Here is a 26,761-nt window from a genome sequence, read left to right on the forward strand (position 1 = left end):
GACCCTTGGGCGGTGGGGGGCCGGATCGGGCAGAGTGCCGGGATGCGACCGGACCTGCGACGGGATCCCGATGCACTGGACCGGATGGCCACCCGGCTGGACGACGCCGTGTCCGATCTGCGGGCCGCCGTGGTCGCTGGTCCGACCGGTGAGCACGGCCGGGACGCGCTGCGGATCGCCGACGAGCTGGAGTCTCTGGCCGCCACCGCCCGGTACTGCGCCGGCGCAGCCCGCGCCGCCGACGAGTTGACGGCCGCAGCGTTCCGGGCGGCCCACTGGACGATGTCGAGCCATCCGGCCGGGCCATCGGATCCGGCCGGGGCACGGGACCCGCGATGACCGGGATCGCGGAGCAGAGCGCTGCGCTGCGGCGGCTGGTGGAGCGCCTCGACGACACCGCCGGTGCGCTGGTCGCGGTGCGCGGTGCCCTCGCCGCCGCCTGGGACGACCCGGCGGGCCGGGAGTGGACCGACCGGCTCGATCTGGTGCGCCGGGCGACCGACCGGCTGGCCGCCGACGCCGTGGCCGAACGACAGCGTCTCGACGGGTGCTCCGAGCAGCCCGAACCCGGGCAGCCGGAACCCGGCCCGGCCGGGCCTGCCGCCCCGCCGCTGCCCGGTGTCACCGGGACCCGCACCACCGACCGCCGCGGCGTCGTCGCACCGCTGCTGCCGCCGCTCGGCCCGGACCCCGGCCGCTGACGCGGCGGCCCGGAGCCCCGGCTGCTGATCACGGATCGGGCACCGGATCGGTCGCCCGGGAGGCGTCCCGGTTCCCGATCGGTGATCAGACGCCGGCCGGCCCGGTCAGCGGCCGATGCCGAGCAGGCCGCCGGACGAGGCGGACTCCTCGTCCTCCTCGGCCGGGGTGAGATCGACCAGCGGAGCACCCGGGACGTTGCCCGAGGTCAGTGCGGACACCCGCTTCTCGCCGATCAGCTCCTGCATCAGGAACGCGGTGACCAGCGCCCGGGTGATCTTGCGGGTGCGGTGCTGCGGGCGGTTCTGCAGCAGCAGGCTCGACCAGTGCGTGCCCTCGCAGAAGCCGAGATGGCCCGCCTTGTCGATGCTGCGCAGGGTCACCTCCCCACCGGCCGCCCTGGCGATCGGCTCGGCGTGCCCGGCGGCCGGAGCCAGCGAGTCGACCGCGGCGGCCAGGTGCAGGGCGGGTGCGGTCACCCGGCCCGAGGCCTCGATCGCGGACGGCGAGGTCTCGGCCGGGGCGAGCGTCACCAGCGCGCCGAGGCGTTCCCGGGCGGCCGCGGCCAGGATCGCCGCGCCACCGCCGATGCCGTGCCCGACCAGGGCGGTGCGGCGGGCGTCGACACTGATGTGGCCGTCGCCGAGCCGGACGCCGACGCACACGTCGAGCACGGTGTTCAGGTCCGCGGAGAACCGGGACACGCTCGGCACCGGGCCGCGCTGCGTGTTCGGTGCCGCGGCGACGAAACCCCAGGTCGCGAGGTGCCGGAGCAGCTCGTGATAGCGGCGCACCGGCTGCAGCCAGGCGTGTCCGAGCACGACGGCGGGCAGCTGGTAACCCTCCGCGGGGGTGTAGACGATGCCCGGCAACCCGATCAGGCCGAGATCGCCGTACCGGACCGGGTTCGGCCCCGGCCGGGAGAGCACGCCGAGGGCGTCCTTGGCCCCCTTCATGGACGGGGGACGGGTCACGCTGGTCCGGGCCACGGACGGCACCGTACCGGTGCAGGTCACGACCTGCCCGCCGCGCCGCCCACCTCGGGCGTGGCGCCGCTCGCACCCGGCACCGGAAGATCGCGGATCGGGCGTCGATACGCTCGGTCGTATGTGTGGCATCGTCGGTTACGTCGGTCATCAGGTCGCACTCGACGTCGTGCTCGGCGGCCTGCGCCGCCTGGAGTACCGCGGGTACGACTCCGCCGGTGTCGCCCTACCGGGTGACGGTGACCTGCTGGTGGAACGGAAGGCAGGTGCGCTGGCGAACCTGGAGGCCAGGCTGGACGAGATCGGCCGGGAGGGGTTCGTCAGCACGTCCGGGATCGGGCACACCCGCTGGGCGACGCACGGCCCGCCGACCGACCGCAACGCGCACCCGCACCGCAGCAGCGACGGCAAGGTCGCGGTGGTCCACAACGGGATCATCGAGAACTTCATCGAGCTGCGCGCCGAGCTGGAGGCGCGCGGGATCTGGGCCGAGTCCGACACCGACACCGAGACGGCGGCGCACCTGGTCGCCGTCGCCTACGCCGAGGGCGGGACGGCCGGGGACCTCCCGGCCGCCGTCCGCGCGGTGGCCCGCCGGCTGGAGGGCGCCTTCACCCTGGTCGTGACGCACGCCGACGACCCGGACCGGATCGTCGCGGCCCGCCGGAACTCGCCGCTGGTGCTCGGCATCGGCGACGGCGAGACGTTCCTGGCGTCCGACGTCGCGGCGTTCATCGAGCACACCCGCTCGGCCGTCGAGCTCGGGCAGGACCAGGTCGTCACCATCACCCGGGACGGCTACGAGGTCACCGACTTCCGCGGCGAGCCGGTGACCGCCACCCCGTTCGAGGTGACCTGGGACCTGGCGGCCGCCGAGAAGGGCGGCCACGACTACTTCATGCTCAAGGAGATCGAGGAGCAGCCGACCGCGATCGCCGACACCCTGCGCGGGCACCTGGTCGACGGCCGGATCGTGCTCGACGAGCAGCGGCTCACCGACCAGGAGCTGCGCGACGTCGACAAGGTCTTCGTGGTCGCCTGCGGGACCGCCTACCACTCCGGGCTGCTCGCGAAGTACGCGATCGAGCACTGGACCCGGATCCCGGTCGAGATCGAGCTGGCCAGCGAGTTCCGCTACCGCGACCCGGTGCTGGACCGGTCCACGCTGGTCGTCGCGATCTCCCAGTCCGGCGAGACCGCGGACACCCTGGAGGCGCTGCGGCACGCCAAGGACCAGAAGGCCAGGGTGCTGGCCATCTGCAACACCAACGGGGCGCAGATCCCGCGCGAGTCGGACGCGGTGATCTACACCCACGCCGGTCCGGAGATCGGCGTCGCCGCGACCAAGACGTTCACCGCGCAGGTCGCCGCGAACTACCTGGTCGGCCTGGCGCTGGCGCAGGCCCGCGGCACCAAGTACCCGGACGAGGTGGTCCGCGAGTACGAGCAGCTGGAGGCGATCCCGGCGGCCGTCGCCGAGGTGCTGGAGTCGCTGGGCGAGGCCCGCGCGCTCGGGCAGGAGCTGGCGCCGTCGAAGGCGGTGCTGTTCCTGGGCCGCCACGTCGGCTACCCGGTCGCCCTGGAGGGTGCGCTCAAGCTCAAGGAGCTCGCCTACATGCACGCCGAGGCGTTCGCGGCGGGCGAGCTCAAGCACGGCCCGATCGCGCTGATCGAGGACGGCCTGCCGGTGGTCGTGGTGATGCCGTCGCCGAAGGGGCGCGCGGTGCTGCACTCCAAGCTGCTGAGCAACATCCAGGAGATCAAGGCCCGCGGCGCGCGGACCGTGGTGCTGGCCGAGACCGGGGACGAGACGGTGCGGCCGTTCGCCGACCACCTCTTCGAGCTGCCGGCCGTGCCGACGCTGCTGCAGCCGCTGGTGGCGACGATCCCGCTGCAGGTCATCGCGGCCGAGATCGCCCGGGCCCGCGGCTACGACGTGGACAAGCCGCGGAACCTGGCGAAGTCGGTCACCGTGGAGTGAGCCGGCCGCCGATCGGGACGCGGGTCTAGTCTCCGCGCCATGCACGGGTTGTACACCGCGGAGCAGGTCAGGGCGTCCGAGGGCGCGATGGCGGCGACGGTCGCCGACGGCGTGCTGATGCGCCGGGCGGCCGGCGGGCTGGCCGCGCACCTGCGAGGCCTCCTCGGCGGCGGCTACGGCCGCCGGATGGTCCTGTTGGTCGGGGCCGGCGACAACGGCGGCGACGCGCTGTGGGCCGGCGCCGAGCTGCGCCGCCGCGGCGCCCGGGTCACCGCGCTGCTGCTGGACCGGGACCGGGCCCATCCGGCCGGGCTCGCCGCGCTGCGCCGGGCCCGCGGCCGGGTGCTGCCGGTGCTGCCGGAGACCCTGGACGCGGCGCGCGAGCTGGTGGCCGGTGCCGACGTCGTGGTGGACGGCATCGTCGGCATCTCCGGCCGCGGCCCGCTGCGCGATCCGGCCCCGGCGCTGGTCGACGCCGCGGACCGGGCGGGCGTCCCGATCGTCGCCTGCGACCTGCCGTCGGGCGTCGACACCGACACCGGGCGCACCGCCGGACCGCACGTGCGGGCCGCGTGCACCGTCACCTTCGGCACCCGCAAGCCGGTGCACGCGCTCGCGGCGCCGCTGTGCGGTCCGGTCCACCTGGTCGACCTCGGGCTCGGACCGTACCTGGGCGAGCCGCACGCCCGGGTGTTCGACGACGCCGACGCCGGCCGGTACTGGCCGGTCCCCGGCCCGGACGACGACAAGTACAGCCAGGGCGTCGTCGGGATCGCCGCCGGATCGGCGACCTACCCGGGCGCCGCCGTGCTGGCCGCCGGCGCGGCCGCGCTGGCCACCTCCGGGATGGTGCGGTTCGCCGGCTCGGCGGCCGACGAGGTGCGCCGGCACTGGCCGGAGATCGTCGCCACCGGGGACATCACCGACGCCGGCCGCACCCAGGCGTGGGCGGTCGGCCCCGGCATCGGCACCGGATCGGCCGGCCGGGCCGTGCTGGAGGCGGTGCTGGACCGGGAGGTGCCGGTCTGCATCGACGCCGACGGGATCACCCTGCTGGCCGCCGACCGGGCCCTGCGGGAGCGCGTGCACGGGCAGCCCGCGGTGCTCACCCCGCACGCCGGCGAGTTCGCCCGGATCGCCGGCGACCTGTACCGGGACCACGGCGGCGACCGGGTCGCGGCGGCCCGGGCCGCCGCGGCCGAGCTGGGCGTGACGGTGCTGCTGAAGGGCAACGCCACCGTTGTCGCCGCCCCGGACGGGCGCGCGCTGGTCGATCCGGCGGCCGACGCGTGGGCCGCCACCGCGGGCTCCGGCGACGTGCTCACCGGGATGATCGGTGCCCTGCTGGCGGCAGGCATGGAGCCCTGGTGGGCGGCCGGCTGCGCGACCCTCGTGCACGCCAGGGCGGCGACCCGCGCCGCGCGTGCGCACGGGCTGCCGCCGGTGCCGGTGCCCGCGTCGTCGCTGCAGGCCGCGATCCCGGCCGCGCTGAGCGGGGTGCGGGCCGCCGCAGCGGGCTGAGCCCGGGCCGCGCGGTCCCGTCCCCGGCGGGCCGACCGGTGCGGGATGCGATGATCGGGCCCGTGTTGCCTGCCACCGAACCCGTGCCCGGTGCGGGTGCCGCCACACCCCCGGCCGGCGGCCCGCGCGCGGAGGCCGTGATCGACCTGGACGCGGTGCGGCACAACGTCGCCCTGCTCTCCGGTGCGGCGGCCCGCTCGGGCGCCGAGACGATGGTCGTGGTGAAGGCCGACGGCTACGGCCACGGCGCACCCGGCGTCGCCCGGGCCGCGCTCTCGGCGGGCGCGACCCGGCTGGGCGTGGCGACCCTCGACGAGGCGCTCGCGGTGCGCTCCGCCGGGATCGACGCCCCGCTGCTGAGCTGGCTGCACCTGCCCGACGAGAACTTCGCCGCCGCCGTCGCGGCCGGGGTGGAGCTGTCGGTGTCCTCCCGCGAGCACCTCGCCGCGGTGCTCGCCGGGGCCCGCGCGGCCGGCCGGCCGGTCCGGCTGCACCTCAAGGCCGACACCGGGCTGGGCCGCAACGGCTGCCCGCCCGGCGAGTGGCCGGGCCTGGTCGACGACGTCGTGGCGGCCGCCGCCGACGGGACCGCCGAGCCGGTCGCCGTCTGGTCGCACCTGGCCCGGGCCGACGAGCCCGGCGATCCCAGCATCGACGCCCAGGCGGCCCGGCTGCACGCGGCCGTCGCGCACGTCCGCGACCGCGGCTTCGCCCCGCTGCGCCATCTCGCCAACTCGGCGGCCACGCTGACCCGTCCCGACCTGCACCTCGACCTGGTCCGTCCGGGTATCGCCGCCTACGGGCTGGACCCGATCGCGCAGCCCGCGGACAGCCCGCTGCGCCCGGCGATGACGCTGCGCGGGCGGGTCGCGCTGGTGAAGACGGTCCCGGCGGGCGAGGGCGTGTCCTACGGCCACGAGTTCGTGGCCGCCGAGCCGCGGGTGCTGGCGCTGGTGCCGCTCGGCTACGCCGACGGTGTCCCGCGGCGGGGGAACGACCGCGGCCGGATGCGGGTGCGGATCGGTGGCACGATCCGGCCGGTGGCCGGCCGGGTGTGCATGGACCAGTTCGTCGTCGACTGCGGGGAGCCGGGCGCGCTCGCGGTCGCCGTCGGGGACCCGGTGGAGCTGTTCGGGACCGGCGCGGGCGGCGGGCCGACCGCCCGCGAGTGGGCCGACGAGCTCGGCACCATCCACTACGAGATCGTCACCGGGATCAGGGGCCGGGTCCGCCGGACGGTGCACGACGGAGGGCAGGCGTGAGCCGCAGGGGATGGACGGTCGCCGGGATCACCGGCGGCCTGGTCGGCGCGGCCGGGGCGGCCGCCGGTGTCGGCGTCGCCGCGCAGCGCCGCAAGATCGCCGCGGCGCGGCGCAGCCTGGCCACCGAGATGGCCGAGCACGGCGGCGCGCCCTCGCCCGGCCGGATCGGTGAGGAGAGCTCGGTGATGGCCGACGACGGCATCCGGCTCGCCTGCGAGGAGGTCGCGCCCGCGGACGGATCGGAGCCCGCCGCGACCGTCGTCCTGGTGCACGGCTTCGCGCTGGACCGGCGGACCTGGCAGGAGCAGCGCGCGTTCCTGGCCGGCATGACCGACCCGTCGGTGCGGATGGTGCTCTACGACCAGCGCAGCCACGGCCGCTCCGAGCGGGCGCCGCAGGACTCCTGCACCATCGACCAGCTCGGCCGGGACCTCGACGCGGTGATCCGCGCGATGGTCCCGGAGGGGCCGCTGGTGCTGGTGTCGCACTCGATGGGCGGCATGACGGTGATGGCGCTCGCCGAGCAGCACCCGGAGCTGTTCCACGACCGGGTCGCCGCCGTCGCGCTGGTGTCGACGTCGGCGGGCGAGATGGCGGCGTCCGGCCTGCCGGGCACCTTCCTGTCCCGCCGCAACCCGGTGATCCGCGCGCTCGGCGGGCTCGCCGCCTGGCAGCCGGGGCTGGTGGAGACCGGCCGCCGCGCGCTCGGCGACATCATCTGGGCGATCACCAAGCGGTTCGCCTACGGCGACCGGCAGGTCGACCCGCGGATGGTGGACCTGGTCGACACGATGATCGACTCGAACGCGGTGGGTGCGCTCACCGACTTCGTCGACACCCTCGGCACGCACGACCGGCTTGCCGCGCTGCCCGGCCTGTGCTGCGCCGAGGTGCTGGTGCTCGCCGGCGACGGCGACCGGATCATCCCGTACCGGCACAGCGAGGTGATCGCCGACGCGATCCCGACCGCGCGGCTGGTGCGGCTGCCCGGCGTCGGGCACATGCCGATGCTGGAGCAGCCGGAGAAGGTCGACGCCGAGCTGGGTGCGCTGATCGAACGCAGCCTGGAACGCACCCGGGGCGGCCGGTTCCGGCGCAGGCGCCCCGAGCACGGCCCGGACCGGCGCCCGGACGCCGACGGCACGCCGGACCGGCCGCGCCGCCGCGCCGGCGTCCTGCGCGGGGCCGGCCGCGGGAAGCGGAAGGGCCGCGCGTGATCCCCGCGCCGGGTGCCGCGCCGCTGCGCCGCGAGCTGCCGACCGTCGCCGACACCGAGACGTTCGGCGAGGAGCTGGGCCGCGAGCTCGTCGCCGGGGACGTGCTGCTGCTCGCCGGCCCGCTCGGGGCGGGCAAGACCGCGCTGGTCCGCGGGCTGGCCCGCGGGCTCGGGGTGACCGGGCAGGTCGCGTCGCCGACATTCGTGATCGCCCGCGAGCACCCGCCGTCCGGGGACGGGCCGGCGCTGGTGCACGTCGACGCCTACCGGCTGGGCGGCGCCGGCGGGCCGGACGACACAGCCGCTGCCGCCGCGGTCATCGACGAGCTCGACGACCTGGACCTGGACACCGAGCTGGACCGGGCCGTGGTCGCCGTCGAGTGGGGGATCGGGGTGGCCGACCGGCTCGCCGAGCGCGCCGTCGAGGTCGTCCTGGAGCGCCGCGACGACGAGACCCGGGTCGCCACGCTGCGCCGCACCGCACGCCCGTAGGCTGGCCGACCGTGCTGGTACTGGCCCTGGACACCGCGACCCCGGTCGTCACCGCCGGCCTGGTCGCGCTGGAGGACACCCCGCGGGCCCTCGCCGTCCGCGCCCACCGCGGTTCCCCCACCCGCCCGAGCAGGCACGGCGAGCTGCTGATGCCCGCCGTGCGGGCGCTGTGCGCCGAGACCGGCCGGGACCTCGCGACGGTGGACGCGATCGTGGTCGGCGCCGGACCGGGGCCGTTCACCGGGCTGCGGGTCGGGATCGCCTCGGCGGCCGCGCTCGGCCACGCGCTCGACGTCCCGGTGCACGGCGTCTGCACGCACGACGCGATCGCGCTGGCCGCGGCCGGGATCGTCGAGCCGGGCGCGGAACGTCCGCAGGCCGGGCCGGGCAACCTGCTCGTCGTGACCGACGCGCGCCGGCGCGAGGTGTACTGGGCGGCCTACGACCCGGCGGCGCGGCGGCTCAGCGGCCCCGCCGTCGAACCGCCGGACACGCTGGCCGGCCGGCTCGGCGAGCTGGCGGTCGGCACCGTCGCCGGGGACCCGGCGTTCGCCGACCGGCTCGGTGTCCCGGTCGGCGGACCCGATGCCGCCACCCCGGAGGGCCTGGTGGGGGTGGCCGCGGCCGCGCTGCGGGCCGGCCGGGAGCCGGAGCCGGTCGAGCCGCTCTACCTGCGCCGCCCGGACGCCGTCGAGCCCACCGGGCGCAAGCGCGTCACCGCATGAGCACCACCGTCACGGTCGGCCCGCTCTACCGGGCCGACGCCGAGCGCTGCGCGGAGCTGGAGCGGTTGCTGTTCCCCGGCGACGACCCGTGGAGCGCCCAGGCGTTCCGGGACGCCGTCAGCTCCGGGCAGCTCTATCTCGCCGCGCGGGCGGGCAGCGAGCTCGTCGGTTACGCCGGGCTGGCCGTCGTCGCCGGTCCGCCGCAGGCCGAGGCGGAGGTGCACACGATCGGCGTCGATCCGGCCTGGCAGCGGCACGGGATCGGCCGGGCCCTGCTGGCGAAGCTGCTGGAGGTCGCCGACGAGCTGCGCGCCACCGTGTTCCTGGAGGTCCGGACCGACAACGAGCCGGCCAGGACGCTGTACGAGCGGCACGGCTTCGAGATCGTCGGCCTGCGCAAGCGGTACTACCACCCGTCCGGCGCCGACGCGCACACCATGCGCCGGACCGCGCGCGGCTGAGCCGCCTACCGAGTCACAGCGGCGTCGTCCAGCGCGGCCGCGGTCACCTCGGCCAGCAGGTCGAGGTGCTCGGCGGTCGCGGTGAGCGGCGGCGAGAAGCCGACCGCCGAGCCCATCGGGCGGATCAGCGCCCCGCGCTCGCGGGCCGCGCGGAACACCCGCTGCGGCAGGTCGGGCGCCCCGGCCAGCCGTTCCGGGTCGAGCGCGAGCGCGCCGAGCACCCCGGTGCCGCCGCGGGCGTGGTCGACCAGCGGATGGTCGGCGATCCCCTGCAGCCGCTCCAGCAGCTGCGTCTCCAGCATGTCGGCCCTGGCCAGCAGCCCGTCCCGCTCCAGCAGGGCGATCGTGGCGCTGCCCGCCGCGCACGCCGCGGGATGACCGGCGTAGGTCTGGCCGTGCCGGAACACCCGGCCCGGGACGTCCCAGAACGGGGCCGCGATCCGCTCGGACGCCACGATCCCGCCGAGCGGCTGGTAGCCCGACGTCACGCCCTTCGCGAAGACGGCGATGTCCGGGCGGACCCCGAACCGCTCGACGCCGAACCAGTCGCCGAGCCGGCCGAACCCGCAGATCACCGCGTCGGCGACGAACAGCACCCCGTGCCGGCGGCAGACCTCGGCGGCGGCCGCGACGTAGCCCTCCGGTGGCGGCAGTACGCCGCCCGCACCGATCACCGGTTCGCAGAAGAACGCCGCGACCCGCTCCGGGCCGAGATCGACGATGGCCTTCTCCAGGCCGGCGGCGTCGTCCCAGGGGGTCTGCACGACGTCCGGCACGAACGGCCCGGCCAGCCGGTTGCCCGGGATGCCCGCCAGCGAGGTGCCCAGGCCGTGGGTGCCGTGGTAGCTGTGCTCGCGGTGCAGCAGCACCGTGCGCTGCGGTTCCCCGATCGCGCCGAAGTACTCCCTGGCGAGCTTCGCGGCGGTCTCGATCGAGTCGCCGCCGCCGCTGGTGAAGAAGACCTTGCCGCCGTCCAGCGGGGCGCGCTCGGCGATCTCGGCGGCGAGCCGCTCGGCCGGCCCGTTGGTGAAGTCGGTGAACGTGGAGTACGCCTCCAGTCGGCCGAGCTGCTCGGTGATCGCGTCGACGATCTCCCGCCGGCCGTGGCCGACGTTGGCGTACCAGAGGCTCGCGGTGCCGTCGAGGTAGCGCCTGCCTGCGTCGTCGAACACCCAGACGTCCTCGCCGCGGACGATCGTCACCGCGCTGTCGCGGACGGAGTGCATGGCGGCGAACGGATGCCAGAACGCGGACATCGGCGGACCTCCTGGGCGGGACGGGGACTCGCCGTTCGACGTTAGCCCCGATCGCCGGCCGCCGGATCCCGGTGGATCCACAACTGTGGACGGCGTCGTTGTGTTATTCACAAGGGTGTGGATCTCGACGACCTGCTCGGCCGGGACGGTTTCGGGCTCGTCCCGGTCGTGCCGGGGCGGCGGCGGCCGGTGCTCGGCGCGCACGTCGTCGAGATCGGGCACCCGACGCGCTGGGTGCCGCCGGGCTGGGTGCTGCTCACCACCGGCCTGCGGCTCGGCTCGCCCGCCGACTGCCGGGAGCTGGTCGCGGAGCTGGCCGCCGGTGATCTCGCGGCGCTCGGGTTCGGGATCGGGATCGTGCACGACACCGTCCCCGCCGCGCTGGTCGAGGAGGCCCGCCGCCGGGAGCTGCCGCTGTTCGCGGTGCCCGAGGCGACGCCGTTCCGGGAGATCGTCCGCGCCGTCGACGCGGCCGTGCTGGATCGCGACCGGGACGTGTTCCGGCGGACCGCGGCGATCACCGACACGCTCACCGGGCTGCTCGACGGGCCGGTCCCGCAGCAGTCGCTGGTGCACGGGCTCGCCCGCGCGCTGCGCTGCGGGGTCGCGCTGCACCGCCCGGACGGGTCGGTGCTCGCCGCCGATCCGGCATCCGGCCGGGCCGGGGCGGCCGAGCGCTGGACCCGGTTCCGCGGGCTCGCGATCACCGGGCCGCCGGTCGAGGTGGTGGACGCCGACGGGCTGTTCGCCGCCGCGGTCCGGCCGCGCGGCGAGCTGCGCGCGTGGCTGGTCGCGGGGGCGTCGCGCGGATCGGTGCCGGTCCCGCTGATCGTGCGGGCGGTGGCGCTGGTGGCGCGGCTGCTCGGCGGGCTGGCCGCGGCCGCGGACGACGACGCGCTCCGCCGCCGGGCGGACCGGGCCGCCGAGCTGCACCGGCTGGTGGCCGGGGACCCGGCGCCCGGCCCGGACGCCGGGACCCACGGACCGCCCGCCGACCGGCCTCGGACGGTGCTCGTGCTGGCCGCCGGCACGGCACTCGCCGACGCCGAGCGCACGCTGGACGCGCTGCGCGTCCCGTACCTGCTCGGCGAGGTCGACGGCTCGGTGGTGGCCGTCGTGGGGGAGGACGTCCCCGCCCCCGGGCCCCCGGTGGCCGGGTCGGCCGGGGTCGCTGCAGGGGCGCCGCTGGGCCCCGGCCACCGCGACGCCCGGCTCGCCGCCCGGCACGCGGCGCTGACCGGCGGCGGCCCGGTCCGGGCCGGGGACCTCGGCGTCCTCGACCGGATGGTGCTGCAGATCGGCGAGGAGCGCACCGCGGAGCTGGCCCGGCCCCTGCTCGCGCCGCTGGCCCCGCCGCTGGTCGAGACGGTGCGGGTCTGGCTCGCGCACCGCCAGGACGTACCGGCGACCGCGCGGGCGCTGCACGTGCACCCGAACAGCGTCCGGCACCGGCTGGGCCGGGTGCAGGCGCTGGTCGGGGACCTGCGGGACCCGGCGGTGCTGGCCGGGATCTACCTCGCCCTGCTCACCGGCGGGTGATCGCGAGGTGCGCCACGCGGCGTGGCTGTCGGCGACCCGGCACGGGGATCCGCGCGCGACCGCCCCGGGACCGGTCAGCCGGTCGCCGACAGGTAGGCCAGCAGGCGCAGTTCGTCGTCGGTGAGCTCCAGGGTCCGCATCGGCAACAGCTGCGCCAGCTGCTCCGGGGTGCGGGCACTGGCGATCGGCGCAGTGACCGACGGCTGGGCCGCCAGCCAGGCCAGCGCGACGGCCGGGACCGGCACGCCGTGCCCGGCGGCGATCTCGTCCAGCCCGGCGAGCACGGCGCGGCCGCGGGAGTCGAGATAGGCGGCGGCGCGCTCGGCGCGCGGACCCTCCGGCACCGAGTCGGGCCGGTACTTGCCGGTGAGGAAGCCCCTGGCCAGCCCGTAGTACGGGTAGACGGCCAGTTTCTCGGACTCCGCCAGCGGCGCCAGCGCGGCCTCGTAGTCGTCGCGCTCCATCAGGTTGTAGAGCGGCTGGACGGCGGTGAAGGCGGTGAGCCCGTCGCGTGCGGAGATCTCCAGCGCCGAACGCAGCCGCTCGGGGCCGAAGTTCGACGCGCCGATCTCGCGGACGAGGCCCTCGCGGACGAGCGCGTCGAACGCGTCGAGGGTCTCCTCCTGCGCGGTGTCCGAGTCGTCGCGGTGTGCGTGGTAGAGGTCGATCCGGTCGGTGCCGAGCCGGCGCAGCGACGCGCGCGCGGCGGCCGCGATGTTCTCCGCGGCGAGCCCGGTGTGCCCGGGCAGTGCGCCGACCTTGGTGGCGATGTGCAGCCGGTCCCGGTTGCCCCGGGCCCGCATCCACTCGCCGAGGATCGTCTCGGACTCGCCGCCGGAGTTGCCGGGATGGCGCCACATGTAGGAGTCGGCGGTGTCGATCATCGTCCCGCCCGCGTCGGCGAACGCGTCGAGCACCGCGAACGACGCGTCCCGGTCCGCCGTCCAGCCGAACACGTTCGCCCCGAGAACCAGGTCAGCCACGGCTGTGGACGCTACCCTCCGGGGTGCACCGCAGTTCGTGCCCCGGGTGGGTGAAGAACCGGTTGAGCCCCCGTCGCGGTTCTGGCACTCTCGTGAGTAGAGTGCCAATGCGCGCGACGGACACCTGTCGCCCCGGCACCCGCGACGGCGGGGCGGGAGGGCGTACGTGCGCGCTGCTGACACCGGACATACCCGTGACACCGGATTCACCCCAGGAAGGGGAGGTCATCGTCGTGGCGAACATCAAGCCGCTCGAGGACAAGATCGTCGTCCAGGCCAGTGAGGCGGAGACCACCACCGCCTCCGGCATCGTCATCCCGGACACCGCCAAGGAGAAGCCCCAGGAGGGCAAGGTCCTGGCCGTCGGCCCGGGCCGGGTGGACGACAACGGGAACCGCGTCCCGCTCGACGTGGCGGTCGGCGACGTCGTCATCTACTCGAAGTACGGCGGCACCGAGGTCAAGTACAACGGCGAGGAGTACCTGATCCTCTCCGCCCGCGACGTGCTGGCCGTCGTCAACTGACGCCGAGCATCTCGTGACGCGCACCGCCCCGGCGGGTCCACCCCGAGGGGTGTCCCGGCCGGGGCGGTCGCATTTCTCCCCATGACGAGAGGTTGAGAGAAGAGAAGATGGCGAAGCAGATCAGCTTCGACGAGAACACGCGTCGCGCGCTCGAGCGCGGCGTGAACCAGCTCGCCGACGCGGTGAAGGTGACGCTCGGCCCGCGCGGCCGGCACGTCGTCATCGACAAGAAGTTCGGTGGCCCCACGGTCACCAACGACGGCGTCACGATCGCCCGCGAGATCGACCTCGAGGACCCGTTCGAGAACCTCGGGGCGCAGCTGGCGAAGACCGTCGCCACCAAGACCAACGACGTCGCGGGCGACGGCACCACCACCGCCACCGTGCTGGCCCAGGCGCTGGTGAAGGAGGGCCTGCGCAACGTCGCGGCGGGCGCCGCGCCCTTCGCGCTCGGCCAGGGCATCGCGGCCGCCGCGCAGAAGGTGTCCGACGTCCTGCTCTCCCGGGCGACCCCGGTCGACGCGGGCAGCCACATCGCCCAGGTCGGCGCCATCGCCTCCCGCGAGCAGGAGATCGGCGACCTGATCGCCCAGGCGATCCAGACCGTCGGCAACGACGGCGTCATCACCGTCGAGGAGGGCTCCACGCTCTCGACGGAGCTGGAGATCACCGAGGGCCTGCAGTTCGACAAGGGCTACCTCTCGCCGTACTTCGTCACCGACTCCGAGTCGATGGAGGCGGCGCTCGACGACCCGTACATCCTGCTGCACCGGGACAAGATCAGCTCCATTCAGGACCTGCTCCCGCTGCTGGAGAAGGTGCTCGGCGAGGGCAGGCCGCTGCTGATCATCGCCGAGGACGTCGAGGGCGAGGCCCTGTCCACCCTGGTGGTGAACTCGATCCGCAAGACCGTCAAGGTCGCCGCGGTGAAGTCGCCGTTCTTCGGTGACCGGCGCAAGGCGTTCATGGACGATCTGGCGATCGCCACCGGCGGTCAGGTCATCAACCCCGAGATCGGCCTCAAGCTCAACGAGGCGGGGCTGGAGCTGCTGGGCCGGGCCCGGCGCGTCGTGGTCACCAAGGACAACACGACGATCGTCGAGGGCGGCGGCTCGAAGGACGACGTCGCTGGCCGGGTCGCGCTGCTCAAGCGTGAGATCGAGGAGTCCGACTCCGACTGGGACCGGGAGAAGCTCCAGGAGCGCCTGGCCAAGCTCTCCGGCGGCGTCGCGGTGATCCGCGCCGGCGCGGCCACCGAGACCGCGCTCAAGGAGCGCAAGCACCGCATCGAGGATGCCGTGGCGGCGACCCGGGCGGCGGTCGAGGAGGGCATCGTTCCCGGTGGCGGTTCCGCACTGGTGCACGTCGCCTCGGAGCTCGACGGCGGTCTGGGCCTGACCGGTGACGCCGCGACCGGCGTCGCGATCGTCCGCAAGGCGCTCTCGGCGCCGTTGCACTGGATCGCCGAGAACGGCGGCGACGAGGGCTCGATCGTGGTGTCCCGGGTCGCCGAGAAGGGCTGGGGCACCGGGTACAACTCGGCCAGCCGCAGCTACGGCGACCTGATCGCCGACGGGGTCATCGACCCGGTCAAGGTGGTCCGGTCGGCGGTGGAGAACGCCTCCTCCATCGCGCGGATGGTGCTCACCACCGAAAGCGCCGTGGTGGACAAGCCCGAGGAGGAGCCGCCGGCCGCCGCCGGTGGTCACGGCCACGGGCACGGGCACTGACCCCGGATCCACACAGCACACACGTCGAGGGCGGGTGGTCGGGTCGACCACCCGCCCTCGACGGCATCGGGAACCGGTGTGACGCGCCGGTGTCGCGGCAGGGTGCGACGCTCAGGCGGAGCCCAGCGTCTTCTCGATCGGCTGGGGATCGGCGACCTTGAGGGTCCGGCGCGGCCCGCGGATGATCGTGTCGCGCTCAGACTCGGAGAGCCCGCCCCAGATGCCGTACGGCTCGTGGACCTTCAGCGCGTGCTCCCGGCATTGGGCCAGCACCGGGCATTCCTGGCAGACCTGTTTGGCGCGTGCCTCGCGCCGGGCCCGCGCGGGCCCGCGCTCGCCCTCGGGATGGAAGAAGAACGCGCTGTCCATCCCCCGGCAGGCTCCCTCCATCTGCCAGTCGTAGATGTCGGCGACCGGGCCGGGAAGCCTCCGGATGTCCGCCATGTTCGTCACCTGCCTTCGACCTCGGACGTGTCGATGTCCAGTTTCCCGGGGTCTGCCGGGCGCAAACCTGATTCGAGGTGAACGATCGTGCACGTCCGGACGTCGGATCCGGGAGCCGGCCCGCCGCCCGGGATCCGGCGCCTGCTCGGCGGCCCGGCGAGCACCGCCGAGACGGCCGCGGCCGGCCGGTCCGGACCGCTGTGGCGCTGGGCCGGTGGGGTCGCGCTCGGCGGGCTCGGCCACTACGCGGCCGCCGCGGCGGTGCTGGAGCCGCTGTCCCGGTCGCCGGCCGCCGGGCCGGTGCTGCGGGCGCACGCCGCGGTCGCCCGGGCGTCGCACCTGCGGCAGCTGGGCGGGCACGCCGCCGCTGCGGTGCTCGACGGCGGGGCGCTCCGGGCGCTGTCCGCGATCGCCGCCGCGGGTGCCCCGCCCGCCGCCGACGTCTGGGGGACCGGGGCCGGTGCCGCGACGGCCGACGCGCTCACCGGGCTCGCCGCGGACGCCCTCGGCCGGTTCGACGCGCGGACCGCCCGGGTGCTGCTCGACCGCGCCGGGCCGTGGTGCGGCGGGCCCGGCCACCGGAGCCGGGTGCGCCACGACTGGGTGCTGGCCGAGACCGCGCTGATCGCGGGGGACCCGATCGCGGCGCTCGGGGCGGCCGGGCGCGCGCTGGCCGGGGCCCGGCTACTCGGCTCGCCCCGGCACGTGCTGAAGAGCCGGCTGGTCCGCGCGGTGGCCGGCGGGGTCGCGGGCGAGGACCCGGTCGCGGTGCTCGCCGAGCTGGACGCGGTCGCGGCGGAGGCGGACGGTTCCGGGCTGCTGCCGCTGCACCGTGCCGCGCTGCTCGCCGGCGCCGATCTCGCGGCCCGCACCGGCGCCCGGCCGCCATCCGGACAGCGCGGTGGTCCGTCCGCGGGAGCCGGCCGTGCACGAACCGGACACGCCACGGCCGATCGGGCGACGCCGGACGGCCGGCATGATCCGGACGCCAGGGGCCGACACGCCGGAGCGTCACGATTCGATACGCGTAGTCGCCAAACGGATGCGGAGGGTCGCCGAAGTGCGGTGTTGCGCACGGTGAGCGTCCTATATACGCGAAGTGACGGCTCCGGGCGGGAGCTGCTGCGGGAGTAGTGCCCGCAGGCGGGCCCGGAGGATGTACCGTATGGACTACTCCATTCGGCGACCCTTCACCCACATGACGCTGAGCCAGGCGGGGCGAGGTTCCGAACGGGGGCAACAAATTCGCCCCGACCGTGTCAAGGTGAGAGGGTCACCCGCCGATTCGGAGGGTGAATATCACCCGGCTGCAGGAAGCTGCAGGAAGGAATCGTCGTGACGACGGTACTCATCTGCGACGATCGTCGCAGCGTCCGCGAGGGATTGACTCGCGTCATGTCCGCGGTCCCCGGGGTCCAGCGCATCGACTGCGTGGCCCACGGGGACGAACTCCTCGCCCGCTACGCCCGCCAGTCCGTCGACGTCGTCCTGGTCGGGACGCAGCGAGCGGTCCCCACCGGCGTGGAGGCCACCCGGCGTCTCGTCGCGGCCCACCCGCAGGCGAACGTGATCGTGTTCGGCGCCCCGGACGACGCCGGCAGCATCGCCGCCGCCATCGCCGGCGGGGCCCGTGGCTACCTGCGCTGGGACGCCTCGCGTCCCGAGCTGGTCGCCGCGCTCGCGCACACCCTGGCCAGCACCTCGGTGCCGACCCCGCGGGTGCCGACCGACCCGGGTGTCCAGCTCACCGAGCGCGAGCTGCAGGTGCTGCGCGGGATGAGCCAGGGCAAGAGCAACGGCCAGATCGGCCGCGAGCTCTACCTGTCCGAGGACACCGTCAAGACCCACGCGCGCCGGCTGTTCCGCAAGCTGGGCGTCCGGGACCGGGCACAGGCCGTCGCGCACGGCTTCCGCCGCGGCCTGGTCTCCTGACCGGGTTCCACACCCACGTCGTTCCCGCGGAGCGTCCGCCGGTCCCGAGCCGGAACGCCCGCAGCATCCGGTCGGCGCCGCACCACCGGCGCGACCCCCGGATGTGATCTGGTGAGCCGGGCCGACCCCCGCGGTCCGGTGCGGAGTGCGCAGCGCGCACCCCTCGACGGCCCGTGTCCCGGGCCGCGGCGCCGGTCGTGCTCCCCGCGGCCGGACCCGCACATCCCGTCCGCCGTCGGCGGCATGCCCATCCCGAGCGCGTGCCGTCGCCCCGCGGACGAGCGGTCGCTCGCGCGCCGGGAGTCGTCACCTCGCTGCTCCTGCTTCACTCTCGTCACTCGCGCCTCTGGTGTTACGTCGCCCGCGCGAGGACCTTCGGCCCGGACAGCGCCGAGCCGGGCACCACCGGCGCCGGGCGGTCCGGTCCCGGTGTCCGGGCCCTGTCAGTGGCCCTGTCATGTGCCCTGTCATCGCCGCGCAGCGCCCGGATCGTCCCGCCGCGGCCCGAACAGACCGTTCGCCGACCGTGCCCGGCTGGTGACCGCGTGCACCCGACACGCCGCGCAACCCGACACTCCGCACGATCGTCTGACTCCGTGTGGAGCAACTCCCGCGGGCGTACTGCGCTCGGATACGGTGGGCGGACTGTGGTCCCCGCCTGTCCTGTGGCGGGTTGCCTCCACGATCGGATGACACTGACGGAGTCTCGTAACGCCTGGGCGGTTCCCCACGATGAGTGAATCAAGAGACGTACCCGACGAGTGGATCGAAGCGGCCATGGCCGGCGATCGCTCCGCGGTCGAGCGCGTTCTCACCATGATTCGGCCCCTCGTCGTGCGCTACTGCCGCGCCCGACTGGGGACCGACCGAGGGTCCGTCTCGGCGGACGACGTCGCCCAGGAGGTGTGTGTTGCAGTGCTGACGGCGTTGCCGGGGTACCGGGTGCAGGGCCGCCCGTTCCTCGCTTTCGTCTATGGCATCGCGTCGCACAAGGTGATCGACGCGCACCGCGCCGCATCCCGGAACCGGTCCGAGCCCGTCGCGGACGTGCCGGACCGGATCGAGATCGCGGACGGTCCGGAGAGCAGGGCCCTTCAGGTCGAACTGTCCGCGGAGATGTCCAGGCTGCTGGAGGTCCTCCCGGACAAGCATCGGGAGATCATCGTGTTGCGGGTGGTCGTGGGGTTGTCCGCGGAGGAGACCGCGGCGGCCGTCGACTCCACACCGGGCGCCGTCCGGGTGGCACAGCACCGGGCGCTGACCCGGCTGCGGAAGATAATGAGTGAGGAGGTGGTCCGGGATGCGTGACGACCAGGGTCCGGTCGGTCCGGGCTCCCCTCCGCCGCCCGGCGACGGCTGGGAGCGACCGCCGGCACCGGTGACCCGGGGCCGCTTCGGCGAGCCCCGCACGGGCCGCCACGGCAGCGGCCCGAACAGCCAGGGCGGACCGCACGGCCCGAACGGGAACGGCTACGTCCACCCGCCCGGCCGCAACGGGCATCCCGCCCCGCAGCCGGTCGGCAGGCGGTTCGCCGAGCTCGACGACGAGGGTCCGGTGGACCTGGTCGAGCTGCAGGCCGACGACGAGCTGATCAACGCGCTGTCCTCCGGGCTCGGCGTGTCCGGCCCCGGCAGCCAGGGCTACGACGTCGACGACCGGCTGGTCGCGATGCTGTCGTCCTGGAAGGACGAGGTCGACCGCGAACCGGTCCCCGAGCTCGTCGGCACCGACGAGGCCGTGCAGATGCTGCAGCCGGCGCGGCCGTCGCGGAAGGTCTCCTACCTGCGTCCGCTGGTCGCCGCCGCGGCGGTGGCCGCCTGCGCGCTCGCCGTCGTCTCGATCAGTGCCCACGAGGCGGTGCCGGGCGACACGCTCTGGGGCGTCTCGAAGGTGCTCTACAGCGAGCGCGCCGAGCAGGTGCAGGCCGCGGCCGACCTGCGACAGGGCATCGAGCGGGTCAACGCCAAGCTGGCCGTCGGCGACACCGTCGGCGCGCAGCAGGACCTGACCTCGCTCGGCCCGCTGGTCGACAAGGTCGGGCCGGACGAGCAGGGCTACTTCGAGCAGCAGAACCGGTTCCTGACCGCCAAGGTCGCCGAGACGCCGCCCGGGACCCCGACCGATCCGCGGTCCCCGCTGCGCGACGGCACCCCGGCCCCGCCGCCACCCCCGGCGTCGGAGGGCACCCCGGAGGAGCCGCCGCCGGCGCAGCCGCAGCAGCCGTCCCCGCCGCCCGGCTCGACCGCTCCCGGTGGCACCACCGGTGGCGGCGAGGGCAGCCCCGGACCGGCCGACCCGAGCGGCTCGACCGATCCGCGGGTGCTGTCCGGCCCGGGGGGCACCACGTCCGACCCGTCCACCACGACGAGCCCGGACCCGTCGCAGACCTCGCCGACCACCGAGGGCTCGGCCGACCCGACGACCACCACGTCGTCGACCCGGCCGACCGCCTCCGGCGAGGGCAGCTCCGACCCGGAGGGGCCGACGTCGTCGACCGCGACCGGGGCGGTCAGCAGCAGCCCCAACTAGCGCGACGCAGGAACGATGAAGGGCGGGCCCGGCCGGGCCCGCCCTTCGTGTGTGCCGCAGGTCGCTGTGCGGTCTTCGTCTCAGCCCGGCCGGGTCGCGCGGCTCAGCCGTCGGCGAGCGTCGCGTCCGCGTACCCGCGGCAGTACTCCCACGTGACGTAGTGCGCGGGATCGGGATCGTAGGCAGGCTCGTGCGGCCGCATCCGGCCCTCGTCGAGCAGCTGCTGGAGGCTCGCCCGCAGCAGGTTCCACTCGTGGAAGTGCTGCTCACCGCAGTCGGCGCAGTCCACGACGATGCCCCGGACCCCACGGCCGGACAGCAGCGCCTGGTAAACCGCGAGATCGGCCAGGTCGGCCAGGATCTCGCCGCGGTCGGTCTCGGTCAGCGGGGGTCCGTCGGGGTCACCGGAGCCCGCTCCGGTGATCTCGACGTGATCGTCCAGCGCCCCCATGGAGCGCGCAGGGTCATCCGGGTCTCCGGCGAACGGGTCCGGTGGCAGCGCCTCTGGTGACACGCTGTACACGGTACCGGGGCACAGGGCCGGGCCCCGGCCCACCCCGCCATGGTGGACGTACGATGGCGTCGGCGCGGCGGGCGCCCGCCGCGGTAGCCGTGACTGCAAGGAGCCTCCAGGAGATGACGAGCGAGATCGGCGGCCTGCCCGAGAAGTTCGCGATGCTCGGCCTGACGTTCGACGACGTCCTGCTGCTCCCTGCCGAGTCGGACGTCGTGCCCAGTTCCGCCGACACCTCGAGCCAGGTCACCCGGCGGGTCCGGGTCCAGGTCCCGCTGGTGTCGTCCCCGATGGACACCGTCACCGAGTCCCGGATGGCGATCGCCATGGCCCGGGCCGGTGGACTGGGCGTGCTGCACCGCAACCTCTCCCCGGAGGCCCAGGCGGCCCAGGCCGAGGTGGTCAAGCGGTCCGAGGCCGGGATGGTGACCGACCCGGTGACCTGCTCGCCGGACGCGACGCTGGCCGACGTCGACGCGCTGTGCGCCAAGTTCCGGATCTCCGGCGTACCGGTGACCGGTGAGGGCGGCAAGCTCGTCGGGATCATCACCAACCGGGACATGCGCTACGAGGTCGACCAGGACCGCTCGGTCGCCGAGGTGATGACCAGGGCGCCGCTGGTGACGGCGAAGGTCGGGGTGACCGCGGAGGCGGCGCTCGGCCTGCTGCGCAGGCACAAGCTGGAGAAGCTGCCGATCGTCGACGGCGACGACGTGCTGCGCGGCCTCATCACGATCAAGGACTTCAACAAGACCGAGCAGTACCCGCTGGCCACCAAGGACCCGGACGGCCGGCTCGTGGTCGCCGCCGCGGTAGGCGTCGGCGACGACGCCTACGCGCGCGCCATGCTGCTCGTCGAGGCCGGTGTGGACGTGCTGATGGTCGACACCGCGCACGGGCACTCCCGGCGGGTACTGGAGACCGTCGCGAAGCTGCGCGCCGAGGTCGGCGAGCAGGTCGACGTCGTCGGCGGGAACGTCGCCACCTACGAGGGCGCGCTGGCGCTCGTCGAGGCCGGCGCGGACGCCGTCAAGGTCGGTGTGGGCCCGGGCTCGATCTGCACCACCCGGGTCGTCGCCGGGGTCGGCGCGCCGCAGATCACCGCGATCTACGAGGCCACCCGGGCGTGCGCCCCGGCCGGCGTCCCGGTGATCGGCGACGGCGGCATCCAGTACTCCGGGGACGTCGCCAAGGCGATCGCGGCCGGTGCGTCCACGGTGATGCTGGGCTCGCTGCTCGCGGGCACCGCGGAGTCGCCGGGCGAAGTCGTGCTGGTCGGTGGCAAGCAGTTCAAGACCTACCGCGGCATGGGTTCGCTGGGCGCCATGCAGGGCCGCGCCGGCGCGGCCGGGCGCAGCTACTCGAAGGACCGCTACGCCCAGGACGACGTGCTCAGCGAGGACAAGCTCGTCCCGGAGGGCATCGAGGGGCGGATCCCGTTCCGTGGGCCGCTGTCGTCGGTGGTGCACCAGCTGGGCGGCGGGCTGCGCTCGGGCATGGGCTACGTCGGCGCGCAGACGATCCCGGAGCTGCAGCAGGCGCGGCTGGTCCGGATCACCGCGGCGGGGCTCAAGGAGAGCCACCCGCACGACATCACGATGACCGTCGAGGCGCCGAACTACGCCGCCCGCTAGTCCGCGGCGCGGGAGCGCCGCCTAGGGTGTGCTCGTGCGTGACCTCGTGGAGATCGGGATGGGCCGGGAGGCCCGTCGTGCCTACGACCTCGGCCAGATCGAGATCGTGCCGTCGCGGCGGACCCGCAGCTCGAAGGCGGTGTCGACGGCCTGGCAGCTGGATGCCTACCGGTTCGACATCCCGCTGGTGACCCACCCGACCGATGCGGTGGTCTCACCGTCGTCGGCGGTGCGGGTCAGTGAGCTGGGCGGTCTGGCGGTGCTCAACGCCGAGGGCCTGTGGGCCCGGCACGGCGACGCCGAGGGCGCACTGGCGAAGGTGGTCGAGGCGGCCACCGGCGACGAGTCGGACACCGCCCTCGCACTGCTGCAGGAGCTGCACCAGGCGCCGATCCGCGAGGACCTGATCGCCGAGGCGCTGCGCCCGCTGCGCGACGGTGCGCACACCGTCGCGGCCCGGGTCAGCCCGCAGCGGGCCCGCGAGCTGACCCCGGCACTGCTCGCCGCCGGCGTCGAGGTGCTCATCGTGCAGGGCACCATCGTCTCGGCCGAGCACGTCTCCGACGGCGAGCCGCTGAACCTGAAGGACTTCATCGCCGACCTCGACGTCCCGGTCGTCGCCGGTGGGGTCGGTGACTACCGCACCGCGCTGCACCTGATGCGCACCGGCGCGGCCGGGGTGATCGTCGGCTACGGGCAGTCCACCGCCACCACCACCGACGAGGTGCTGGGCGTGGGCGTGCCGATGGCGACCGCGATCGTCGACGCCGCCGCCGCCCGCCGCGACTACCTCGACGAGACCGGCGGCCGCTACGTGCACGTGATCGCCGACGGCGGGATCGGCACCTCCGGCGACATCGCCCGCGCCGTGGCCTGCGGCGCGGACGCGGTGATGCTCGGCGAGCAGCTGGCCGAGGCCGCCGAGGCACCCGCCGGCGGCCTGTACTGGACCTCGTCGGCGGCGCACCCGTCGCTTCCGCGCTCCGAGGTGACCGGCCTGGGCCGGTCCGGGCGGACGCTGGACCAGGTGCTGTTCGGCCCGACCGACAGCCCGTACGGCACCACGAACCTGTTCGGTGCGCTGCGCCGGGCGATGGCCAAGACCGGCTACTCGGACCTCAAGGAGTTCCAGCGGGTCGGGCTGAACCTGCGGGCCTGACCGACCACCCCGGCCGGGGACGGCTCCCGGTCCGGCGCGCCGGTGCATGATGGTCGGCAGAGCCGTCCCGCAGGTCGAGGAGGACCCGATGAGCCGACCCACCGCCGGATCCGCCATGGGCGGCGGCCGCGCGTTCGTCGACGCCACCGGCACCCCGGTGCCGCTGCGCGGACCGGTGCAGCGGGTGGTGGCGACGGATCCGGAGGTCGGTGCGCTGCTGGCCGAGCTGGGCGCCCGGGTGGTCGGCTGCGCAGGCCCGCTGGACGGCGCGGAGCCGGTCGGCGCCGAGCGCGCACCCGATCCGCAGGCCGTCGCGGTGCTGCGGCCGGACGCGATCGTCACCGGGCTCGGCGACGGCAGGCACGATCTCGCCGATCCGGCCGTGCTCGGCCGGCTGCGGCAGATCGCCCCGGTCATCGCGGTCGACCTGGCCCGCCGCGCCGCCTCTGCCGCCGACCTGCGCGCCCTGCTGGGCGCGGTGAACCCGCCCCCGCACCGCTCCCGCGGGCGGCACGAGGACTGACGATCAGGCGGTGGCGCCCCGGATCGACCGGACGCCGACGGTCAGCCCGACCGCCATCGTCGCCACCGCGGCGAGCAGGCCCCACAGCACGGCCGGATCGGCGAACGTCCCGGCGAACAGCACCCGCTCGGCGTCCACGATCCAGGTGAGCGGGTTCACCACCGACGCGGCCCGCATCCACTCCGGGCCGGTCTCCAGCGGCAGCATCATCCCGGACAGGATCAGCAGCGGGAACAGCAGTGACTGCTGGACCGCCCAGAAGATCCACTCGGTCTTCCGGGCGGCGATCGCCAGCGCGTAGGACAGCGCACCGACGCCGATCCCGAAGATCCCCAGGACGACCAGCCCGGCCAGCACGTGCAGCGGGTACAGCGCGAACCCGAACGGCACCGCGACCAGGGTGATGATCGCGGCCTGCACGACCAGCGGGGTCAGCTCCTTCAGCGCCCGGCCGACCATCAGCGACGACCGGGACAGCGGCGTCGCGAGCATCCGCTCGAACGCCCCGGTCATGATCTCGAACTGCAGGTTCGATCCGGTCATCGACGTCCCGAACATCGTGATCATGACGACCACGCCGGGCAGGAACCACTGCAGCGACGAGCCGCCGAGGGCGCCGGTGTCGCCGACGACGCCGGCCAGCAGTGGCCCGAACAGGCCGAGGAACACCAGCGGCTGGAGCAGCGAGAAGATCAGCGAGAACGGGTCCCGCACGATGGTCAGCGTCTCCCGCCACCAGACGTTGCCGATGTCGGTGAGCGCGCCGGTGGCCCGAGGCCCGGTGGTGGCGGGTGCGCTCATCGTCCGGCCTCCCCGTCGCGCAGGCTGCGGCCGGTCAGGTGCAGGAACACGTCGTCGAGGGTGGGCCGCCGGGACTCGGCGGCGACGACGTCGATCCCGGCGTCGCGCAGCCGCCCCACCAGCGCGGGAAGCGCGCGGGCTGCGGCGGGGACGCCGACGGTGAGCGCCTGCCCCTCCGGCCCGGTCCGCTCCTGCACCTCGGGCTCCGGCCCGGTCCGGCCGCCCGGCCCGGCGAGCGCCGGGGTGACCGCGGCGGCGAGCACCGCGCGGGCGGCCGGGACGTCCCCGGCGGCGACGGTGACGGTGAGCCGGTCACCGGCCCGCTCGCTCTTGAGCCGCTCCGCGGAGTCGTCGGCGATCACCCGGCCGTGGTCGATGATGACGACCCGCTCGGCCATCGCGTCGGCCTCGTCGAGGTAGTGCGTGGTGAGCACGACGGTGGTGCCGTGCTCGGCCCGGATCCGCAGGATGTGCTCCCACAGGTTCGCCCGGTTCTGCGGGTCCATCCCGGTGGAGGGCTCGTCGAGGAACAGCAGCCGGGGGGAGTGGACGAGGCCGAGTGCGATGTCGAGGCGGCGCTTCTGCCCGCCGGAGAGCGACCCGACCTTGCGCATCGCCAGCGGTCCGAGATCGAGGGTGCGCAGCAGCCGGTCCGCGCTCGCGACGCTCTCGGCCCTGCCCATCCCGTAGAAGCGGCCCTGCATGACGAGCTCGTCGCGGACCCGGTAGTTGTGCCCGGCGCCGTCCTTCTGCCCGATGTAGCCGATCCGGCGGCGGACCTCGGCCGGGTGCGCCGCGACGTCGACGCCGGCCACCTCGGCCCGCCCGGAGCTGGGCGGTAGCAGGCTGGTGAGCATCCGCAGCGTCGTCGACTTGCCGGCCCCGTTGGGTCCGAGGAGGGCGACCAGCTCGCCCGCGCCGACGTCGAGATCGATGCCGCGGACCGCCCCGACCGTCGTCCGGCCGACCCGGAAGTGCCGGGTCAGCGATTCGGTGTGGATCACAGCAACCTCTCGCCGTACGCCGTACTGAGTAATGCATCGTTAGAGTACGCCGTACGGAAAGACCACGCCAGGGAGAATTCGTGACCGACGACCAGCTACCCGCCGGGACCACCGCCGGGCAGGCGATGATCGAGCTGCTGTGGGACCCGCCGCCGGCCCCGCGCCGCGGGCCGCGTCAGCGGCTGACCCTGGATCAGGTGGTCGACGCCGGGATGGCGGTGGCCGCGCGCTCGGTGGACGAGCTGTCCATGCGCAAGGTCGCCCAGGAGCTGGGCGTCGGGACGATGAGCCTCTACACCTACGTCCCCGGCCGGGACGAGCTGTTCGAGCTGATGGTCGACCGGGCGTGGCGGATGCGGGAGCTCCCGGACCGCGAGCTGCCGTGGCGCGGGCAGGCCGCGTTCCACGCACACGAGGCGTGGCGGATGTACCGCGCGCATCCCTGGCTGATCAGCTCCAACCTGTGGCGGATGCCGCTGGGGCCGCACGTGCTGGACGTCCAGGAGGACCTCTACCGGGTCGTCCTGCTGACCGGGCTGGATGCGGTCACCGTGGTCCGCGCGGCCGGGCTGATCGAGTCGCACGTGTTCGGCGCCGCCCGGGCCGAGATCACCGACACCAGCGTCGCGGCGCGCACCGGGGTCACCCAGGACGACTACTACGCGGCCCGGGCCGGGTTCTGGGGGACCTACTTCAGCGAGCAGCGGTTCCCGTCGATGCTGCGGCTCTGGAACGCCGGCGGGTTCGACGCCGACAACCCGGACGGGGACTGGGAGTTCGGCCTGGAACTCATCCTGGACGGGATCGAGCGGCTGGCGGGTGGTCCGGGGCCCGGGTGACCCGGA

The 26,761-nt window shown here is 74.9% G+C and carries 27 protein-coding genes; 20 read left to right on the forward strand and 7 right to left on the reverse strand.

Annotated features, from left to right (window positions below; translation table 11 throughout):
• The first annotated feature begins 84 nt into the window (after positions 1 to 84).
• Positions 85 to 339, forward strand: coding sequence for a hypothetical protein (locus ABZ881_RS15165; RefSeq protein ID WP_358484962.1), 255 nt, complete (start codon positions 85 to 87; stop codon positions 337 to 339).
• Entirely contained in the window at positions 336 to 701 is a 366-nt protein-coding gene (locus ABZ881_RS15170; protein ID WP_358484964.1) for a hypothetical protein, read from the forward strand. The genes ABZ881_RS15165 and ABZ881_RS15170 overlap by 4 nt, the downstream gene beginning before the upstream one ends.
• A gap of 105 nt (positions 702 to 806) precedes the next feature.
• Here the strand turns inward: ABZ881_RS15170 and ABZ881_RS15175 are convergent, their stop codons facing one another.
• Entirely contained in the window at positions 807 to 1,688 is an 882-nt protein-coding gene (locus tag ABZ881_RS15175; RefSeq protein WP_358484967.1) for a dienelactone hydrolase family protein, read from the reverse strand.
• Between the two features lie 118 nt (positions 1,689 to 1,806).
• Here ABZ881_RS15175 and glmS point away from each other — a divergent pair, with 118 nt between their 5' ends.
• The 7 genes from glmS (at position 1,807) to rimI (ending at position 9,343) form a co-directional block, all read left to right on the forward strand.
• Entirely contained in the window at positions 1,807 to 3,666 is a 1,860-nt protein-coding gene (gene glmS / locus ABZ881_RS15180) for a glutamine--fructose-6-phosphate transaminase (isomerizing) (protein ID WP_358484969.1), read from the forward strand.
• A gap of 39 nt (positions 3,667 to 3,705) precedes the next feature.
• Entirely contained in the window at positions 3,706 to 5,187 is a 1,482-nt protein-coding gene (locus ABZ881_RS15185; RefSeq protein WP_358484971.1) for an NAD(P)H-hydrate dehydratase, read from the forward strand.
• A gap of 65 nt (positions 5,188 to 5,252) precedes the next feature.
• A complete protein-coding gene (gene alr / locus ABZ881_RS15190) occupies positions 5,253 to 6,449 on the forward strand; it encodes an alanine racemase (protein WP_358485073.1) in 1,197 nt (398 codons plus the stop codon).
• The gene (locus ABZ881_RS15195) at positions 6,446 to 7,666 is read left to right on the forward strand and encodes an alpha/beta hydrolase (RefSeq protein ID WP_358484973.1); all 1,221 of its coding nucleotides are present in this window, start codon (positions 6,446 to 6,448) and stop codon (positions 7,664 to 7,666) included. The genes alr and ABZ881_RS15195 overlap by 4 nt, the downstream gene beginning before the upstream one ends.
• Positions 7,663 to 8,157 (forward strand): tRNA (adenosine(37)-N6)-threonylcarbamoyltransferase complex ATPase subunit type 1 TsaE, encoded by a 495-nt coding sequence (tsaE, locus tag ABZ881_RS15200; protein WP_358484975.1) that lies wholly within the window; start codon positions 7,663 to 7,665, stop codon positions 8,155 to 8,157. Before ABZ881_RS15195 ends, tsaE begins: the two co-directional genes overlap by 4 nt.
• An 11-nt stretch (positions 8,158 to 8,168) precedes the next feature.
• On the forward strand, positions 8,169 to 8,882 hold the full coding sequence (gene tsaB / locus ABZ881_RS15205; RefSeq protein ID WP_358484977.1) for a tRNA (adenosine(37)-N6)-threonylcarbamoyltransferase complex dimerization subunit type 1 TsaB: 714 nt from the start codon (positions 8,169 to 8,171) through the stop codon (positions 8,880 to 8,882).
• On the forward strand, positions 8,879 to 9,343 hold the full coding sequence (rimI, locus tag ABZ881_RS15210) for a ribosomal protein S18-alanine N-acetyltransferase (RefSeq protein WP_344028975.1): 465 nt from the start codon (positions 8,879 to 8,881) through the stop codon (positions 9,341 to 9,343). The genes tsaB and rimI overlap by 4 nt, the downstream gene beginning before the upstream one ends.
• A gap of 5 nt (positions 9,344 to 9,348) precedes the next feature.
• On the opposite strand, the gene ABZ881_RS15215 is transcribed toward rimI, so the two are convergent.
• A complete protein-coding gene (locus ABZ881_RS15215) occupies positions 9,349 to 10,599 on the reverse strand; it encodes an aspartate aminotransferase family protein (protein WP_358484978.1) in 1,251 nt (416 codons plus the stop codon).
• A gap of 117 nt (positions 10,600 to 10,716) precedes the next feature.
• Here ABZ881_RS15215 and ABZ881_RS15220 point away from each other — a divergent pair, with 117 nt between their 5' ends.
• The gene (locus tag ABZ881_RS15220; RefSeq protein WP_358484980.1) at positions 10,717 to 12,138 is read left to right on the forward strand and encodes a PucR family transcriptional regulator; all 1,422 of its coding nucleotides are present in this window, start codon (positions 10,717 to 10,719) and stop codon (positions 12,136 to 12,138) included.
• Positions 12,139 to 12,212: 74 nt separating this feature from the next.
• Here the strand turns inward: ABZ881_RS15220 and ABZ881_RS15225 are convergent, their stop codons facing one another.
• Positions 12,213 to 13,121 carry an aldo/keto reductase gene (locus ABZ881_RS15225; RefSeq protein ID WP_358484981.1) on the reverse strand — a complete coding sequence of 303 codons (909 nt, stop codon included), beginning with the start codon at positions 13,119 to 13,121 and terminating at the stop codon, positions 12,213 to 12,215.
• Positions 13,122 to 13,348: 227 nt separating this feature from the next.
• Here ABZ881_RS15225 and groES point away from each other — a divergent pair, with 227 nt between their 5' ends.
• Both groES and groL read left to right on the forward strand, forming a co-directional pair.
• Entirely contained in the window at positions 13,349 to 13,645 is a 297-nt protein-coding gene (groES, locus tag ABZ881_RS15230; protein WP_197519944.1) for a co-chaperone GroES, read from the forward strand.
• A 107-nt stretch (positions 13,646 to 13,752) separates the two neighbouring features.
• Entirely contained in the window at positions 13,753 to 15,375 is a 1,623-nt protein-coding gene (gene groL, locus ABZ881_RS15235; protein WP_358484982.1) for a chaperonin GroEL, read from the forward strand.
• 111 nt (positions 15,376 to 15,486) lie between these two features.
• Here groL and ABZ881_RS15240 read toward each other — a convergent pair whose 3' ends face one another.
• Positions 15,487 to 15,819, reverse strand: coding sequence for a WhiB family transcriptional regulator (locus tag ABZ881_RS15240; RefSeq protein ID WP_344028988.1), 333 nt, complete (start codon positions 15,817 to 15,819; stop codon positions 15,487 to 15,489).
• Positions 15,820 to 15,906: 87 nt separating this feature from the next.
• On the opposite strand from ABZ881_RS15240, the gene ABZ881_RS15245 reads away from it, so the two are divergent.
• From ABZ881_RS15245 to ABZ881_RS15260, 4 genes are all read left to right on the forward strand, one after another.
• Entirely contained in the window at positions 15,907 to 16,953 is a 1,047-nt protein-coding gene (locus ABZ881_RS15245) for a hypothetical protein (protein ID WP_358484984.1), read from the forward strand.
• 201 nt (positions 16,954 to 17,154) lie between these two features.
• Complete coding sequence (locus ABZ881_RS15250; RefSeq protein WP_010225624.1) at positions 17,155 to 17,751, forward strand: response regulator transcription factor; 597 nt, start codon at positions 17,155 to 17,157, stop codon at positions 17,749 to 17,751.
• Between the two features lie 732 nt (positions 17,752 to 18,483).
• Entirely contained in the window at positions 18,484 to 19,059 is a 576-nt protein-coding gene (locus tag ABZ881_RS15255) for a sigma-70 family RNA polymerase sigma factor (protein ID WP_358484986.1), read from the forward strand.
• Entirely contained in the window at positions 19,052 to 20,281 is a 1,230-nt protein-coding gene (locus ABZ881_RS15260) for an anti-sigma-D factor RsdA (RefSeq protein ID WP_358484988.1), read from the forward strand. The genes ABZ881_RS15255 and ABZ881_RS15260 overlap by 8 nt, the downstream gene beginning before the upstream one ends.
• Before the next feature lie 103 nt (positions 20,282 to 20,384).
• On the opposite strand, the gene ABZ881_RS15265 is transcribed toward ABZ881_RS15260, so the two are convergent.
• The gene (locus ABZ881_RS15265; protein WP_358484990.1) at positions 20,385 to 20,795 is read right to left on the reverse strand and encodes a DUF5319 domain-containing protein; all 411 of its coding nucleotides are present in this window, start codon (positions 20,793 to 20,795) and stop codon (positions 20,385 to 20,387) included.
• Positions 20,796 to 20,917: 122 nt separating this feature from the next.
• Here ABZ881_RS15265 and guaB point away from each other — a divergent pair, with 122 nt between their 5' ends.
• From guaB to ABZ881_RS15280, 3 genes are all read left to right on the forward strand, one after another.
• Complete coding sequence (gene guaB, locus ABZ881_RS15270; RefSeq protein WP_358484992.1) at positions 20,918 to 22,429, forward strand: IMP dehydrogenase; 1,512 nt, start codon at positions 20,918 to 20,920, stop codon at positions 22,427 to 22,429.
• A gap of 34 nt (positions 22,430 to 22,463) precedes the next feature.
• On the forward strand, positions 22,464 to 23,588 hold the full coding sequence (locus ABZ881_RS15275; RefSeq protein ID WP_358484993.1) for a GuaB3 family IMP dehydrogenase-related protein: 1,125 nt from the start codon (positions 22,464 to 22,466) through the stop codon (positions 23,586 to 23,588).
• 88 nt (positions 23,589 to 23,676) lie between these two features.
• Entirely contained in the window at positions 23,677 to 24,111 is a 435-nt protein-coding gene (locus tag ABZ881_RS15280) for a hypothetical protein (protein WP_358484995.1), read from the forward strand.
• A 3-nt stretch (positions 24,112 to 24,114) separates the two neighbouring features.
• On the opposite strand, the gene ABZ881_RS15285 is transcribed toward ABZ881_RS15280, so the two are convergent.
• Together ABZ881_RS15285 and ABZ881_RS15290 are read right to left on the reverse strand one after the other, a co-directional pair.
• The gene (locus ABZ881_RS15285; RefSeq protein WP_358484997.1) at positions 24,115 to 24,912 is read right to left on the reverse strand and encodes an ABC transporter permease; all 798 of its coding nucleotides are present in this window, start codon (positions 24,910 to 24,912) and stop codon (positions 24,115 to 24,117) included.
• Entirely contained in the window at positions 24,909 to 25,916 is a 1,008-nt protein-coding gene (locus tag ABZ881_RS15290) for an ABC transporter ATP-binding protein (protein WP_358485000.1), read from the reverse strand. The genes ABZ881_RS15285 and ABZ881_RS15290 overlap by 4 nt, the downstream gene beginning before the upstream one ends.
• A gap of 80 nt (positions 25,917 to 25,996) precedes the next feature.
• Between ABZ881_RS15290 and ABZ881_RS15295 the strand changes: the two genes are divergently transcribed.
• Positions 25,997 to 26,755: a TetR/AcrR family transcriptional regulator C-terminal domain-containing protein gene (locus ABZ881_RS15295; protein WP_358485002.1), complete on the forward strand. Its 759-nt coding sequence runs from the start codon at positions 25,997 to 25,999 to the stop codon at positions 26,753 to 26,755.
• Positions 26,756 to 26,761: the final 6 nt, after the last annotated feature.

This window comes from Pseudonocardia sp. NPDC046786 (assembly GCF_040645415.1).
Lineage (GTDB): Bacteria > Actinomycetota > Actinomycetes > Mycobacteriales > Pseudonocardiaceae > Pseudonocardia > Pseudonocardia kongjuensis.